The organism is Agrobacterium sp. 16-2014-1-2a (assembly GCF_053522705.1).
The window spans coordinates 425,196-439,323 of sequence record NZ_JBNWBX010000003.1 but is presented as its reverse complement, the minus strand read 5'-3'; the positions used below and the strand labels follow the sequence as shown (position 1 = coordinate 439,323).

Here is a 14,128-nt window from a genome sequence, read left to right as displayed (position 1 = left end):
TCCCACGCTCTTCGGCGAGCACGGGAGAACATCTCTACCGGCAATGCACGCCGACCAACTGGGACTGGAACTTGGCGGCAATGCGCCCTTCATCGTCGACGACGCCGATCTCGATGCGGCCGTGGAGGGAGCGCCGATTTTCCCAGAAGTTGGAGCCGCAGACAAAACCGTTGCATTTCAATGAGCCATCATGCCCCAGGCAAGTGAACCTAGGGCAAAAAGCCCGAATAAGACAAGGATCACTCCGGACAGGCGGGAAACCCAGCGGGCAAAGGTGGTGGGAAGGCGCTGCCGGGCAAATGCAACGCCGCCGCTCAACATGAACCACCACAATAAAGAGCCTAGAAAAACGCCCGCGACCACAAAAAATGCGCTCGTCGCTCCCGATGCGTCAGCAAGGCCGAGACCCGCGAAAATTGCTGCAAAGGACAGTATCGTCATGGGGTTGGTGATCGTCAGGAAAAAGGTCGCGGTGATGGTGCCGAGCAGATCGCGCGCTCCAACCTTGGCCGCTTCTGCCAGAGGTTTGGGCCTCAGGCTTTTCCAGCCGAGCCACAGCATGAAAAGGCCGCCGACGATTTTGAGCGGCGTATCGATTGTCGCAAGGGTCGCCGCGAAAGCGGAAAAGCCGAGCGCTGCGAGGCTGGCATACACGGCATCCGCCAGAGCAGTCCCAAGGCCACCTGCCACTCCCGCCCAGAACCCGCGCTCAAGGGTCCGGTTGATGCAGAGGGCGCCGATGGGGCCGAGCGGGGCTGCGACCGCAAGGCCCAGCACAATGCTTTTCAAAACGAGCATCAGTTCCATCAGTCCACGCTTTCCTTCGGCATAAATGGTCCCGGCACGACAGAAGACAGGGCGATGATCGTTTCGGTACGGGCAAGGAACCCGTTCTGTTTCATTGTCGCCAGAAAGGTTTCGATCTCCGCCAGCGACCCGACGTGAACTTTGACGAGGTAGGACCACTGCCCGGTCACATGGTGACATTCCGCGATAGCGGACTGCGACGCCGCATAGACACGAAACGCGGCCTCGTCCGCATCCGGCGCCAACGCGATCCACACGAAGGCGATCACGGGCAAATCGAATGCGGATGGATCGGCATCAACGGTGATGCGACGGATCGCCCCGCTGGCCGTCAGGCGTCGGATGCGCTCGTTCACGGCCGAAGCGGAAAGCTCCACGACATTTCCGATATCGGCCAGAGAGCGGCGGGCGTCTTCTGAAAGAAGACTGATGATTTTGCGGTCTGTTGAATCCATTTCCGCAGATAATCATGTTTATTATGATAATGAAAGATATTATGCGGAATTTTAGTGAATCGAGCGCAGGCCTTGAGCCGGGGCCAAGATTCCCCCGCAGCTTCGCCGTACCTATAATCTTGGCGGAAGCTTATGCTGTTTCAGCGATTACGGTCGCACTATCCATGCTTCCGGCAGCGATTCCTGCAAGGCTTGGCGGATGATCGTGGCAAGATGGGCGCTGATTGGATTTTCGTCTTTTCCGGAGCGAAGAAGGCTGAGCCCCAGCGACGGGAGTTGCGGCAAACCGTTGGTGAGTGGATCGAGCACCCCAACTGCAGGCGGCCGGCCGAACGGTGTGCGAAGTGCGATGCCAAGGCCTGCGGCTGTCGCAGCCCACAACCCGCCGAGGCTCGGGCTGACGAATGCAATGCGCCAGGCGATACGCTGTTGATCAAGGTGGTTGCAGGCAATGCTACGTAAAAGGCACGGCGCTTCCAAAACTGCAAGTGGCAGCGGCTCTTTCCCGCCGGTCTGCCAGACAGTTTCTGTTTCCTCGGCGCCCAGCCAGCACAGTGGCATGGATGCAACCGTTTCAGCTGGCGAAGCCGTGTCGTCGTTCCAGGCCAAGGCGAGGTCAAGATGGCCGGACTCGACCTTCTCCCGCAATTCGCTATTGCGAGCGATGCGCCCTTCGATCCGAACCCGTGGATGGGCGCGTGCGAAACGGCCCAGCACCTGCGGCAACACGGTTTCTCCGAAATCCTCCTGAATCCCGAGGCGGATCCAGCCTTCGAGTTCCGGCCCGCGAACGGCGCTGATCGCCTCGTCATTCAGGCTCAATAAGCGGCGGGCATAGGACAGCAGCACTTCGCCGCTCTCGGTCAGCGCCAGCCCGCGACCGGATTTGCGCACCAGAGCGGTTTCGGCCTGGTCCTCCAGCTTCTTGAGTTGTGCGCTGACCGCAGAGGTCGAACGCCCCAGTCTGTCTGCGGCCTGCGCGAACGACCCCGTCTCGATGCCAATCACGAAACTGCGGAGCGCGTCCAGATCCAGATGGGTAAGGCGCAAGTTAAATGTCCCTAAAATCAGGACGTAATGTCCTGAATAATTTGATTTTCAGGATGATGATGTCGTTTCATAGTGTGGCTGTCAATCCTCTTGAACGGAGCGCATTCATGCCTTTCACCCGAATATCTCTGCTTGCGGGCAAATCCACCGACTATCTCAAGGCGGTTTCCGACAGTCTCGACCGCGCGCTTGTCGACTGCTTTGACGTTCCGGAAAACGACCGCTTCGCTGCAATCCACCAGCACCAACCGGGCGAACTGATCTTCGACCGAACATATCGCGGCGGCCCTCGGTCGGATGATTTCATTTTCTTTCATATCACCACGGGTAAGACGCGATCGCCGGAAACCAAAGCGCGCTTCTATGCGAGGCTCGTCGAAAACCTGGCGGTGTCGCCCGGTGTGAGGCCAGAGGATGTGATGGTCGCCATCGTCAACTCGACGTTTGATGACTGGTCCTTTGCATCAGGCGTTTCAGCAGGCACACCAGCGGATGGGAGTGGCCGATGACCGATTTTTTCGAGATGCAACCGGCCTGTCCATCTACCATGAGCGTGCGTCGAGCCGGTGACGGAATAGTTGCGGCACCTGAGGGTATCTCCAGCGGATCCTTCCTCGTCCAGATGCTGTTATCGAGCCGGATCGATGGCGAGATGACGGCAATGCGCGCTTTTGTGCCGCCGGGGGTCGTGACCCATTGGCACAGTCATCCGCGCGGCCAGCTTCTCTTCGTGCTGGATGGCATCGGTCTCGTCCAACGCAACGGTGACGATCCGCGTGAAGTCCGTGCCGGAGATGCGGTGTGGTTTGCGCCCGGCGAAGCCCATTGGCATGGCGCCGCGCCGTCCTGTCCCTTCAGCTATCTCAGCGTCCAGCCGGTCAGGAGTGGAACTGCCGTCCACTGGATGGAACCTGTCAAAAAAGAGGAGAGCACGTCATGATCGCCATGCAATACAGCTTCACGCTGCCTGCCGGCTACGACATGGCGATCATAGACCGGCGCATAAGGGAGAAGGGGCCGCTGCTCGATGGCTTTCCACGCCTGCGTTTCAAGGCCTATCTTTCGGCGAGAAAGCAGGATGCCGGCTTCACCAGTGCTGAAAACCTCTACGCGCCGTTCTATCTTTGGGACGAGCCAGAAGGGATAGACAGCTTCCTGTCCGGTCCAGGTTTTGCGGTTCTGACACGGGACTTCGGCTGGCCGTCGGTGCAGACATGGCTGGTCTGGCACGCCGACCACGTACCTGATCTTACAGCCTCGCGATATGCCACACGGGAGGTCCGGTCCATAGCGCCACATTCTGATCTGGCCAAGCTGCGCGATACGGCGACCGCGGACGCGCGTTCAGCAATCAGGGCCGGCGTGCTCGCGGCCATAGCCGCATTCGATCCAACAAAATGGCTGCTGCTACAATTCAATCTCTGGCCGACAGTGCCGGCCGTTACTGAAACAATGCAAACCTACACTATTGGCCACGTCTCATTGGGGTCGGTTCCGCATTTAGCGGAATGATAACTCACGCACCGGCTCAAGGGGCATTGCGTCGTTCCAGCTCTCATCTATCGCGGTTGCTTTTTTGCCTCACGTAGCGAAATCAGCCGTTTTGTGGATTCGTCCCACAGAATGAGCTTTACGCAGCCCAGGCTGTCGCGAAGGCTGATGCGACCAAGTTTCGCAAGCTCCGGGTAGTCGTGCAGAATCTCTGGCAACCTGTAAAAAGGCACCCTGCTCGACAAATGGTGGACATGGTGCATGCCGATATTGCCGGTGATCCAACGCAGCGGACCCGGAAGATCGTAATACGAGGCGCCATGCATCGCCGCATGGGGAAAAGCCCATTCCGGAGGCTTGGACCAGTGGGTTTCTTCAAACTGGTGCTGGACATAAAACAGCCAGACACCTGCTGACCCGGCAAGCAGCACTATTGGCAGATGAACCAACAGAAAAGGCACGAGCCCTATCGCCCAGATAAGGAGAATGGCCAATACGGCCACACCGGCATTTGTTGCCATTGTCGAAATCCAGGGCAACGCTCCAGACCGCATCATGCCAAACGGTAGCCTTTGTTTGAACAGAAACAGGAAAGCAGGACCGATGCCGAACATCACCAGCGGATGCCTGTACAAGCGATAACCGAGTTTTCCGCGTGGGGAGAGTGCACGATATTCGGTCACGGTCAGAGTTGTAATGTCGCCAACCCCTCGCTCATCGAGATTGCCGGCTGACGCATGGTGTTCCGCATGCGCGCGGCGCCAATAGTCGTAGGGCGTCAGCGTCAGGATACCGATTGCGCGACCCGTCCAGTCATCCCAGCGACGGCGCCCGAAAAAAGAGCCGTGTCCGCAATCGTGTTGCAGTATGAAGAGCCTCAACAGGAATCCGGCTGCGGGGATCACCAGAAGCAGGCCAAGCCAGTAACCAAAATGAATCGATACCGACGCTGCTGCCCAAAGGAATACGAAGGGAACAAGCGTCACAGCAAGTTCGTACAAGCTGCGGCCGGTCCGGGGTTTGCGATAATTCGAAAGTATTTTAAGCAGGGCCTTTTCACTCGCGCCGCCAGGTAATTGGGCTGTTAACGTCGCGGTCATGGTTGATAGCAATCCTTCTGGTCACCTGCATTTCGAAAAAAGTGTTCACCGCGCTGGCGGTCGTTTTCTGGAATAGCCCGATCTCGAGCCAACACGCGTTGCCGCGGCGGTTCCGTGCTCTGCTCGGCGCGGGCATTCACTGTTTTGTTCATAAATGTCCGAGCTGTAGGCTCGCTCCTGAAATCTGAAACGGTTTATTAAGTCGATCTGCTCGGCGAGGATCTCGCACAACTCTGAGCGGCTGGAACCTGTTCTGTCTAACTGTACCGGCGCTGTTTGCACAGAGGGGCAGGGTGACCTCAAATTGATTGAAGGGTACTAGAATTTAATCGGCACTTGCATTCTCGCGCAGGAGCACAGCTCGACTCGGCAACTAAAATCGCTGAAAAGTTGGAGTGGTGAGCGGGTCTCGGCAACAGGATGGCAATTACTCGTTCAAATACGAGCAATATGCTCGAGGCAACAGACCCTTACCGCAGCATTGTGGCTGTATCGCGCCCGACATGTAAGGTTTCTTGCGATGTATCAGATCGCAGCATCAGGGGTCATCGAAAGCTAATTCTCCTTGTCAAAGCCGGGTCTGGCAGGAGAATGCCGCTTATGCCAGCAGCCCGCGCATGATCAGTTCGAGATGAATCTTCAGAACGACCTGCTTGTCCAGACTGCGCCGATCGTCGAAAATCAACCGGAAAACCAATGTTCCGACTATGGGTGACATGACGACCTTGGCCAGTTCCGTGGGGTTGGCTCTAAACCTTTTTTTCGCCACGCCATCTTCGAGGATCGTATTGATCCGCTCGAATACCGGCGCCATCACCACGTCATGGTGCTGGTCGATGAGATCGGGGAATTTTGCTCCTTCCGCAACGATGAAGCGAAACAGTTCCCGCATCTTTCTATTGTCGACGAGGGCGTCGAACAGGAATTCAAGAAGCATCCGAAGCTCCTCGACGGGATCATCCGACGTGCGTGCATAAGCCTTGAATGCCTCCTGAAAAGGTGCCGAGGCATGCCTGATCATCGCCTCGAAAAGAGCCTCCTTGGTTTCGAAATAGACGTAGACCGTGCCTTTCGTCACTCCCACCCGCTCGGCAATGTCCTCCACCCGCGTGGCCGTAAATCCTCTCTTGGTGAATTCCTCGAATGCGGCGTCGAGAATTTCCAACGGACGTTGTATCTTCTGTTCTGCGCGTGTCAGTTTTGCTTTTGCCATAACCCCGGATCCCTACGTATTCTTTCGGCACTTGCCTTTTTACCCGTCGCAATCGGCGGAAATGACAGGTGGTTTGCCTATAGCACCGGCGTAAAAACCGGAATCGATTTTTACAAGACGTGGTGCGTGGTTCAATATGTCAGCACATCCCCCGATGCGTCCGCGAGGACGCGCCGGGCAATTCGGAATGATCATTCGGGGAGCCAGGTTTGACGTCCGGACGGTTCCCGATCGGCGACACAAGAATTTCATTGACTATTCAGTCAGTCAAATATTATAGGGTGAGGCGAAGATCAAGAGGTCACCATGAAAAGCATTCTTTTAGCAATGGCGGTCGGCGGCATTTTCGCCCTGTCGTCCTGCAGCAACGAAGAGCCGCCTGCTGAAAAGCCGTTGCGTGTCGTCGATGTGGTTGCGGCAGCGAAAAAGCCCGTCGGCCGTGGCAGCGTCATCACCGGCGAAGTAAGGGCACGGGTCCAGACGGACCTTTCCTTTCGGGTGAGCGGCAAGATCACCGAGCGGCTGGTGGATGTGGGTACCCCGGTAAAGGCCGGGCAATTGCTTGCTCGCATCGACCCGGAAGAGCAAAAGGCGGATATCGACGTTGCGGTGGCCAACCTGCAATCTGCCGAAGCGCAGATGACGCAGGCGCAGTTGGCATTCGATCGCCAGCAAAGTCTTTTCAAGACGCAGGTGACTTCGCGCTCCGCGGTCGACAAGGCGCAGGAAACCCTGCTCACCACACAAGGCGCCGTCAGATCGGCGCAGGCCCAGCTGGATACGGCGCGCGATGCGCTTTCCTACACCGAACTCAGGGCCGATGCGGATGGTGTGATCACCGCGCGCAATGTCGAAGTCGGCCAGGTGGCGCAGGCCGCTCAGCTCGTTTTCACGCTGGCGCATGACGGGCCGCGCGATGCGGTATTTGATGTCTACGAATCCCTGTTCCTCGAGCGCGATATCGACAATCTCGTCAATGTCAGCCTCCTGTCGGATCCCGCCCGCGCTGTCGAGGGACCAGTGCGGGAGATTTCCCCGACGATCGATCCCGACAATGGGACGATCCGGGTCAAGGTTGGCCTGAACGGCGATATGACCATGCCGCTCGGAGCACCGGTATCGGGTCATTTCCGCTTCAAGCAGGTGGAGGCGATTGAGCTTCCCTGGTCGGCAATGGCATCGCAGAACGGCCTTCCCGCCGTCTGGGTGGTCGATGCGCAGTCCTCGGAAATCGCCATGCGCCGGGTTGAGGTCTCCGACTATGAGACGGGTCAATTCGTCGTGGCGGAAGGACTTCTTCCCGGCGATCTCGTCGTGACCAGCGGGACCAAATTTCTCCGCACCGGTGAAAAGGTCGCCTATGAAAAGGGGCAGGCACAATAATGTTCAGGATAAACAGAAGCTTGTTTTTGCTGCTTCCGGCGATTGCGGTCTCGTCCTGCCAGGAAAAGCAGGAAGCGCCCGCTGAGGCGCCGCGCCCGGTGCTCTCCGTTGTCGTAGGGGAGACGCGCGCCGATGCGCTGCGGCTGACCGGCACGGTGGAATCGAGAATTCAGACCGATCTCGGCTTTCGTGTTCTCGGCCGGATCATTGCCCGCAATGTCGATGTGGCCGATCTGGTCAAGAAAGGCGATGTGGTGGCCTCGATCGATCCGCTCGCGCTGGAACTTTCGGTAAAGAGCGCCCAATCCGATCTATCCAACGCCGAAGCGCAACTGGCCAATGCGGTGACGACCGAGCAGCGTCAGCGCGTGCTGGCCGAGGCCCGCAGCGGCACGGAAGCAGCACTTGAAGAGGCCGAGCAGGCCACGCGAACGGCCAATGCCGCCGTCGCCAAAGCCCGTGCAAATCTTGATAAGGCCGAGGAGCAACTGGGCTATACGCAGCTACACGCGGAATTTGACGGCGTGGTGACTGCGACATCCGGTGAAATTGGCCAGGTCGTCTCTGCCGGACAGACGGTCGTGACCATTGCCCGCCCGGAAGTGCGGGATGTTGTGGTCGATGTTCCGCAATTTGCGGCGCAGCGACTTGATATCGGATCGACCTTCGATATCGCCCTGCAACTGGACCCAAAGATACGCACCACCGGCGTGGTGCGTGAGATTGCCCCAGAAGCCGAAACCGCAACACGCACGCGCCGCACGAAAATCAGCCTTCAGGATGCGCCGCCGACATTCCGGCTCGGCTCGGTCGTCACGGCCTCAGCAATTGCCGCCTCCGAATCGCAGATCATGCTCCCCTCGTCGGCCCTGCTGAAAACCGAAGACGGTTGGAGTGTCTGGATCGTCAATACCGATACGGCCACGGTCACCTCGCGCCCGGTCAAAATAGAGGGCGAGCCCGCTGAAGGCGGCAGTGTGCGCATCACCGGCGGCGTCAAGCCCGGCGAACGTGTCGCCAGTGCCGGCGTTCACAAGCTTAAGGATGGTCAAGCCATCAGGATCGATCAGGAGGTCCATCAGTGAAGAAATTCAATCTTTCCGACTGGGCGCTCGAGCACCGTTCGCTCGTCTGGTACTTCATGCTGGTCTTCGTTCTTGCCGGTGTTTTCTCCTATCTCAACCTCGGACGTGAGGAAGATCCGAATTTCACCATCAAGACAATGGTGATTAGCGCGCAATGGCCCGGCGCTTCCGCGGAGGAAGTGGCCAGGCAGGTGACCGACAGGATCGAGAAGAAGCTCGAGGAACTCGACAATCTCGACTATCTGCGCAGCCAGACAGTCGCTGGCAAGACGACGATTTTCGTGGAACTCGTGCCGGAAACCAAAGCCAAGAATGTCGAACCCACCTGGGTGCGCGTGCGCAACATGATCGGCGACATCAAGGGCGACTTCCCCTCGGGCGTTGTCGGCCCGTTCTTCAACGACCGTTTCGGCGATGTTTATGGCAATATCTACGCCTTCACCAGCGACGGTCTCAGCCAGCGGCAATTGCGCGATCTGGTGGAGGACGCGCGTGCCAAGGTTCTGACTGTCGACAATATCGGCAAGGTTGATGTCATCGGCGCGCAAGACGAGGCGATCTATCTGGAGTTTTCCACGCGGCAGATCGCAGCGCTGGGCATCGATCAGCAATCGATTATCAAGACGCTGCAAGCCCAGAATGCTGTCACCCAGTCCGGCTTCGTCAATGCCGGGCCGGAACGTGTTGCGCTGCGTGTCAGCGGCCAGTTCACCTCGGAAGACAGCCTTCGCGCCATCAATCTGCGCGTCAACAACCGGTTCTTCCCGCTGACGGAAGTGGCGACGATCCGGCGCGGTTATGTCGATCCGCCGTCTTCGCTGTTCCGCTTTAACGGGCAACCGGCCATCGGTCTTGCCATAGGCATGAAAACCGGTGCGAACCTCGTGCATTTCGGCGAGGAGCTGGATGCACAGATGAAGCGTATCGTGGCGGACCTGCCTGTTGGCGTCGATGTGCATCGCGTGTCCGATCAGCCGGCCGTGGTCGATGAGGCGGTCTCCGGCTTCACTTCGGCGCTGTTCGAGGCAATTGCAATCGTTCTCGTCATCAGCTTCATCAGCCTCGGATTGCGGGCGGGCATGGTGGTTGCGGTCTCCATACCGCTCGTGCTGGCGATCACCTTTGTCTACATGGAATATACCGGCATTTCGCTGCAACGCATCTCTCTCGGCGCGCTTATCATCGCGCTTGGGCTTCTCGTCGACGACGCTATGATTGCTGTCGAGATGATGGTCGCACGCCTCGAGGTCGGCGACGATCTCAGAAAAGCGGCGACCTATGTTTATACTTCGACCGCATTCCCGATGCTGACCGGTACGCTGGTCACCGTTGCCGGTTTCATTCCCGTCGGCCTCAACAACAGCGCGGCGGGTGAGTTCACATTCACCCTGTTCGTGGTGATCGCCGTTTCGCTGATCGTGTCGTGGATTGTCGCGGTTGTGTTCACGCCACTGCTTGGCGTGGCGATGTTGCCCAAGGCGATGAAATCGCACCATGAGAAGAAGGGCCGTTTTGCCTCTGGCTTTTCCTGGCTTCTATCCCGGGCGCTGCGCTTTCGCTGGGTAACGATCATCCTCACGGTTGCGTTGTTTGCCCTTTCCGTTGGTGGCATGAGCCTCGTGCAGCAGCAGTTCTTCCCGGCCTCCGACCGTGTGGAACTGATCGTAGACTGGAACCTGCCACAAAACAGCTCGATTGCCGAAACCAACCGGCAGATGGCACAGTTCGAGAAGGAAGCGCTGGCGAAAAACCCCGACATCGACCACTGGACGACCTATGTCGGTGAAGGCGCACCACGTTTTATCCTCTCCTTTGACGTGCAGACGCCTGATGTCACCTTCGGCCAGACAATCATCGTCACCAAGGGGCTTGATGTGCGCGACAAGGTGCGCGCTGAGTTGCAGGACTATCTGAACCGGACGTTTACCGGCACCGACGCCTTCGTGAAATTGCTCGACATCGGCCCTCCGGTCGGAAAGCCGGTGCAATATCGCTTGAGCGGTCCGGATATCCAGCATGTCCGCGAACTCGGCCAGCAGCTGGCGGGCATCGTCGGCGAACATCGGCTGCTGTCCAACATGGTCATGGACTGGAATGAGCCGACGCGGGTGGTCAAGGTCGACGTTTTGCAGGACAAGGCCCGCCAACTGGGCGTGTCTTCGGAAGACATCGCCAATGCCATGAACAGCATTGTCGAGGGTTCCACAGTGACGCAGGTCAGGGATGATATCTACCTCGTCAATGTGGTGGCGCGTGCGCAGCTGGCGGAGCGCGGCTCCATCGAAACATTGCAGAACCTGCAATTGCCAGCCACGAACGGCAAGGCCGTGCCGCTGTCGGCAATCGCCAATTTCCGCTACGAGCTGGAACAGCCGACCATCTGGCGTCGCGACAGAATTCCGACAGTCACGGTCAAGGCTGCCATCATCGGCCCGACGCAGCCGGCGACGATCGTGGAGCAGTTGAAGCCGAAACTCGAGGCTTTCGAAAAGTCGCTCCCCGTGGGGTACAAGGTGGAAATAGGTGGCTCGGTGGAATCCAGCGCGGATTCGCAGGCGCCAATCGTAGCCGTGGTGCCTCTGATGCTGTTTGCGATGGCAACGATCCTTATGGTTCAGTTGCAGAGCTTCAGCCGGCTGTTTCTTGTCTTTGCCGTTGCCCCGACGGCGCTGATCGGCGTGGTGGCAGCGCTGCTGCTCTCCAACGCGCCGATGGGTTTCGTCGCCATTCTCGGCATATTGGCACTGATCGGTATTCTGATCCGAAACTCGGTCATTCTCGTCGTTCAGATCGAACATCTCAGAAGCGAGGGGGTCTCGGCCTGGCGCGCCGTCATCGAGGCGACCGAGCATCGCATGCGACCGATCATGCTGACGGCTGCGGCGGCAACACTTGCCCTCATCCCCATATCTCGGGAGATATTCTGGGGTCCGATGGCCTATGCCATGATGGGCGGCATCGTGGTTGGCACGGCGCTCACGCTGCTGTTCCTTCCGGCACTCTATGTCGCGTGGTTCCGCATTCCGCGCGAAGATGACAAGCAGGAAGCACAGGAAATCAAGACGTAATTTCCTGTGAGACAGCCACACCCTCGTGATCGCGAGGGTGTGGCGCCGGCAAAGCCACTATCCCGCTTAAATTCTGCAAATGTGCCCGCCATCGTTGTTCCTTCGGCGCAGATAGTGTTAGGAAGATCGGCTTAGCTGCGGGAGCGGCGCTGTCCTTCAATAGATAAGCGTTTGCTTCTGCGTCGTTGACAGACCAAGGGTGCCGGAGGGTTCAAGGATGGGCGGGTTGTCGGATTGGCTTGCGGACGCAAAGCCGATCAATCGCAAGAATGCCGCAGAAGTGGTGTTCGAAGATATCCGTTCGGCCATCACCTCTGGTCAGCTCGTGGTCGGAACCCGGCTGCCCTCCGAAGCCCATCTGGCGGAAAGATATGGTGTCAGCCGACCGATCGTGCGCGAGGCGTTGCGATCTCTCCAGACTCTGGGGTTGACGCAGACGCGCACGGGCAGCGGCACCTATGTAATGACCGCCACACCGCCTGCTGAATTGAGTTACGGAGCATATTCCGCCCGTGACCTGATCGAGGCACGCCCCTTCATCGAGGTGCCGGCGGCAGGTTGGGCGGCGCTGCGTCGCACTGATGCCCAACTAGAGACTCTGCTCGAACTCTGCGACAGGATGGAGGCTGAGGAAAGGCCGCATCCGTGGGTGCTGCTGGACGGGCAGTTTCATTGCGCCATTGCGGAAGCCTCGTCCAATGCACTGTTTGCCAAGGTTGTGGCCGATGCGCGCGAGGCTCTTTCCCAACAGTCCGAGATGGTCAACCTGATGGCTGGCCGGCGCGTTGCATCGAATTTGGAGCACCGCCGGATCGTCGAGGCGATCCGGCGGGGTTCAGCCCCCGATGCGCGCGAAGCGATGGAGCTTCACCTGGGTCAGGTGAAGCAGGTGGTAACGACCATTATTGGAGAAGATCGGGCTCGACACCCGTAAGCGCGGGTAGGTTGGCGAGGTGGCGGGGGCTCAGTGCCTGCTGAAGTTGCGCCTCCGTCAGATAGCCGCGCTCCAGCACCACCTGCGGGACGGTGCGGCCGCTGGCCAGCGCCTCCTTTGCGACGTCAGTTGCTGCATAGTATCCGATCAGCGGGTTAAGCGCGGTTGCGAGACCGATCGATTCCTCCACACGCTGTGCCATGATGGCGGGATTGGCGACGATGCCATCGACACAACGTGCCGCCAAAGTCCGGCAAGCGGCGCTTAGCTGGCTGATGCTCTGGGAAAGGGCACGCACCATGATCGGCTCGAAGGCGTTCAGCTGAAGCTGCCCGGCTTCGGCGGCCATTGTGATGGTGATGTCGTTGCCGATTACCGCATAAGCCACCTGATTGACCATTTCGGGAATGACCGGATTGATCTTGCCCGGCATGATGCTCGACCCTGCCTGAACGGAGGGCAGGGTGATTTCGCCGATGCCGGCGCGTGGGCCGGAAGAGAGCAGGCGAAGGTCGTTGCAGGTTTTTGACAGTTTGACGGCGACACGTTTCAACACGCCGGACAGATGCACAAATGCGCCGGGGTCCTGCGTCGCTTCGATCAGGTCGGCGGCCGTCACCAGCGGGCGTCCGGTCAAGCGCGCCAGATGCTGGCAGGCAAGCGCCGCATAACCGCGCGGTGCATTGAGCCCGGTGCCGATGGCGGTGGCGCCGAGATTGATCTCGTGCAGCAGGGCTGCGGATTCGATGAGGCGGGCCTGATCCTCGCCCAGCATCACCACGAAAGTGCGGAACTCCTGACCGAGCGTCATCGGCACGGCATCCTGCAATTGCGTCCGTCCCAGCTTGATGAAGCCGGAAAACTCCTGTGCCTTGCGATCGAACGCGTCTTTCAGCACACCCATCGAAGCCGCGAGATCGTCGATCGCTTCGATCATTCCTACATTGACCGCCGTCGGATAAGCGTCGTTGGTTGACTGGCTGAGATTGACGTGGTCGTTGGGGTGAAGGTGGGCATAATCGCCTTTCGCGAGGCCGAGCAGTTCAAGTGCCCGGTTGGCGATGACCTCGTTGGCGTTCATGTTGGTGGAAGTGCCAGCACCGCCCTGAATTTCATCCACGACGAACTGCTCGTGAAGCGCACCCTCACGAATTTCGCGGCAGGCCCTGACGATTGCTTCCATCCGCTCCTGGTCAAGCAAGCCAAGCTCGTGATTGGCGAGGGCGGCGGCCTCCTTCACATAGGCCAGTCCCCTGACGAGATAGGGGTTGTGGCCGATCGTTACGCCGGTGATCTGAAAGTTCTCCACCGCGCGCGCCGTGTGCACGCCCCAATAAACATCTGCCGGAATTTCCTTCGTTCCGAGCAAATCATGCTCCATGCGCGTCACGCCCACTTTTTCCTCCAATAGCTCAAAGCGTTACCTAAATCTGTAAAGCTGTCTTACAGATTTTTCGACCTTAATCCTTCGCCGTACGAAGGTCAATAATGCTTCGATCCCCTTGACGAACAGCATTCTCTGCAATTATGAGGGCAAAAATC

At 58.6% G+C, this 14,128-nt stretch carries 13 protein-coding genes and 1 pseudogene; 8 read left to right on the top strand and 6 right to left on the bottom strand.

The window, feature by feature from the left end; genetic code table 11:
* Positions 1-55: 55 nt before the first annotated feature.
* Positions 56-139, top strand: a pseudogene (locus ACQZ45_RS13665) (aldehyde dehydrogenase family protein); the annotation flags it as partial.
* A gap of 38 nt (positions 140-177) precedes the next feature.
* Here the strand turns inward: ACQZ45_RS13665 and ACQZ45_RS13660 are convergent.
* The 3 genes from ACQZ45_RS13660 to ACQZ45_RS13650 form a co-directional block, all read right to left on the bottom strand.
* On the bottom strand, positions 178-807 hold the full coding sequence (locus ACQZ45_RS13660; RefSeq protein WP_003511488.1) for a LysE family translocator: 630 nt from the start codon (positions 805-807) through the stop codon (positions 178-180).
* Positions 807-1,262, bottom strand: coding sequence for an Lrp/AsnC family transcriptional regulator (locus ACQZ45_RS13655; protein WP_448742292.1), 456 nt, complete (start codon positions 1,260-1,262; stop codon positions 807-809). Before ACQZ45_RS13655 ends, ACQZ45_RS13660 begins: the two co-directional genes overlap by 1 nt.
* A 147-nt stretch (positions 1,263-1,409) precedes the next feature.
* Positions 1,410-2,312, bottom strand: a complete 903-nt coding sequence (locus ACQZ45_RS13650) for a LysR substrate-binding domain-containing protein (RefSeq protein ID WP_448742291.1) — start codon at positions 2,310-2,312, stop codon at positions 1,410-1,412.
* A 107-nt stretch (positions 2,313-2,419) separates the two neighbouring features.
* Here ACQZ45_RS13650 and ACQZ45_RS13645 point away from each other — a divergent pair, with 107 nt between their 5' ends.
* From ACQZ45_RS13645 to ACQZ45_RS13635, 3 genes are read left to right on the top strand one after another with little or no spacing between them, the layout of a single operon-like run.
* Complete coding sequence (locus ACQZ45_RS13645; protein ID WP_019564945.1) at positions 2,420-2,821, top strand: tautomerase family protein; 402 nt, start codon at positions 2,420-2,422, stop codon at positions 2,819-2,821.
* The gene (locus ACQZ45_RS13640; RefSeq protein WP_111801025.1) at positions 2,818-3,252 is read left to right on the top strand and encodes a cupin domain-containing protein; all 435 of its coding nucleotides are present in this window, start codon (positions 2,818-2,820) and stop codon (positions 3,250-3,252) included. Before ACQZ45_RS13645 ends, ACQZ45_RS13640 begins: the two co-directional genes overlap by 4 nt.
* Complete coding sequence (locus tag ACQZ45_RS13635; protein WP_174068921.1) at positions 3,249-3,824, top strand: DUF4865 family protein; 576 nt, start codon at positions 3,249-3,251, stop codon at positions 3,822-3,824. Before ACQZ45_RS13640 ends, ACQZ45_RS13635 begins: the two co-directional genes overlap by 4 nt.
* 47 nt (positions 3,825-3,871) lie before the next feature.
* On the opposite strand, the gene ACQZ45_RS13630 is transcribed toward ACQZ45_RS13635, so the two are convergent.
* Together ACQZ45_RS13630 and ACQZ45_RS13625 are read right to left on the bottom strand one after the other, a co-directional pair.
* Positions 3,872-4,903 carry a fatty acid desaturase gene (locus ACQZ45_RS13630; RefSeq protein ID WP_448742300.1) on the bottom strand — a complete coding sequence of 344 codons (1,032 nt, stop codon included), beginning with the start codon at positions 4,901-4,903 and terminating at the stop codon, positions 3,872-3,874.
* Between the two features lie 598 nt (positions 4,904-5,501).
* Positions 5,502-6,116 (bottom strand): TetR/AcrR family transcriptional regulator, encoded by a 615-nt coding sequence (locus ACQZ45_RS13625; protein WP_003511481.1) that lies wholly within the window; start codon positions 6,114-6,116, stop codon positions 5,502-5,504.
* A gap of 306 nt (positions 6,117-6,422) precedes the next feature.
* Between ACQZ45_RS13625 and ACQZ45_RS13620 the strand changes: the two genes are divergently transcribed.
* The 4 genes from ACQZ45_RS13620 to ACQZ45_RS13605 all read left to right on the top strand — a co-directional run bounded on the left by ACQZ45_RS13620 (position 6,423) and on the right by ACQZ45_RS13605 (position 12,586).
* Positions 6,423-7,499 (top strand): efflux RND transporter periplasmic adaptor subunit, encoded by a 1,077-nt coding sequence (locus ACQZ45_RS13620; RefSeq protein WP_025595357.1) that lies wholly within the window; start codon positions 6,423-6,425, stop codon positions 7,497-7,499.
* On the top strand, positions 7,499-8,584 hold the full coding sequence (locus ACQZ45_RS13615; RefSeq protein WP_019564938.1) for an efflux RND transporter periplasmic adaptor subunit: 1,086 nt from the start codon (positions 7,499-7,501) through the stop codon (positions 8,582-8,584). Before ACQZ45_RS13620 ends, ACQZ45_RS13615 begins: the two co-directional genes overlap by 1 nt.
* Positions 8,581-11,652 carry an efflux RND transporter permease subunit gene (locus tag ACQZ45_RS13610; RefSeq protein WP_025595358.1) on the top strand — a complete coding sequence of 1,024 codons (3,072 nt, stop codon included), beginning with the start codon at positions 8,581-8,583 and terminating at the stop codon, positions 11,650-11,652. The genes ACQZ45_RS13615 and ACQZ45_RS13610 overlap by 4 nt, the downstream gene beginning before the upstream one ends.
* A 217-nt stretch (positions 11,653-11,869) precedes the next feature.
* Positions 11,870-12,586, top strand: coding sequence for a FadR/GntR family transcriptional regulator (locus tag ACQZ45_RS13605; protein ID WP_025595359.1), 717 nt, complete (start codon positions 11,870-11,872; stop codon positions 12,584-12,586).
* Here ACQZ45_RS13605 and ACQZ45_RS13600 read toward each other — a convergent pair.
* A complete protein-coding gene (locus ACQZ45_RS13600; protein ID WP_029658855.1) occupies positions 12,555-13,967 on the bottom strand; it encodes an aspartate ammonia-lyase in 1,413 nt (470 codons plus the stop codon). The genes ACQZ45_RS13605 and ACQZ45_RS13600 overlap by 32 nt on opposite strands.
* Positions 13,968-14,128 lie beyond the last annotated feature (161 nt).

What these genes read in the sequence shown, in the direction of transcription:
- ACQZ45_RS13645 (WP_019564945.1), top strand. Translation starts at nt 2,420, where the DNA reads ATGCCTTTCACCCGAATATCTCTGCTTGCGGGCAAATCCACCGACTAT.
- ACQZ45_RS13615 (WP_019564938.1), top strand. Translation starts at nt 7,499, where the DNA reads ATGTTCAGGATAAACAGAAGCTTGTTTTTGCTGCTTCCGGCGATTGCG.
- ACQZ45_RS13600 (WP_029658855.1), bottom strand. Translation starts at nt 13,967, where the DNA reads ATGGAGCATGATTTGCTCGGAACGAAGGAAATTCCGGCAGATGTTTAT.
- ACQZ45_RS13630 (WP_448742300.1), bottom strand. Translation starts at nt 4,903, where the DNA reads ATGACCGCGACGTTAACAGCCCAATTACCTGGCGGCGCGAGTGAAAAG.
- ACQZ45_RS13605 (WP_025595359.1), top strand. Translation starts at nt 11,870, where the DNA reads ATGGGCGGGTTGTCGGATTGGCTTGCGGACGCAAAGCCGATCAATCGC.
- ACQZ45_RS13660 (WP_003511488.1), bottom strand. Translation starts at nt 807, where the DNA reads ATGGAACTGATGCTCGTTTTGAAAAGCATTGTGCTGGGCCTTGCGGTC.
- ACQZ45_RS13640 (WP_111801025.1), top strand. Translation starts at nt 2,818, where the DNA reads ATGACCGATTTTTTCGAGATGCAACCGGCCTGTCCATCTACCATGAGC.
- ACQZ45_RS13620 (WP_025595357.1), top strand. Translation starts at nt 6,423, where the DNA reads ATGAAAAGCATTCTTTTAGCAATGGCGGTCGGCGGCATTTTCGCCCTG.
- ACQZ45_RS13625 (WP_003511481.1), bottom strand. Translation starts at nt 6,116, where the DNA reads ATGGCAAAAGCAAAACTGACACGCGCAGAACAGAAGATACAACGTCCG.
- ACQZ45_RS13635 (WP_174068921.1), top strand. Translation starts at nt 3,249, where the DNA reads ATGATCGCCATGCAATACAGCTTCACGCTGCCTGCCGGCTACGACATG.
- ACQZ45_RS13655 (WP_448742292.1), bottom strand. Translation starts at nt 1,262, where the DNA reads ATGGATTCAACAGACCGCAAAATCATCAGTCTTCTTTCAGAAGACGCC.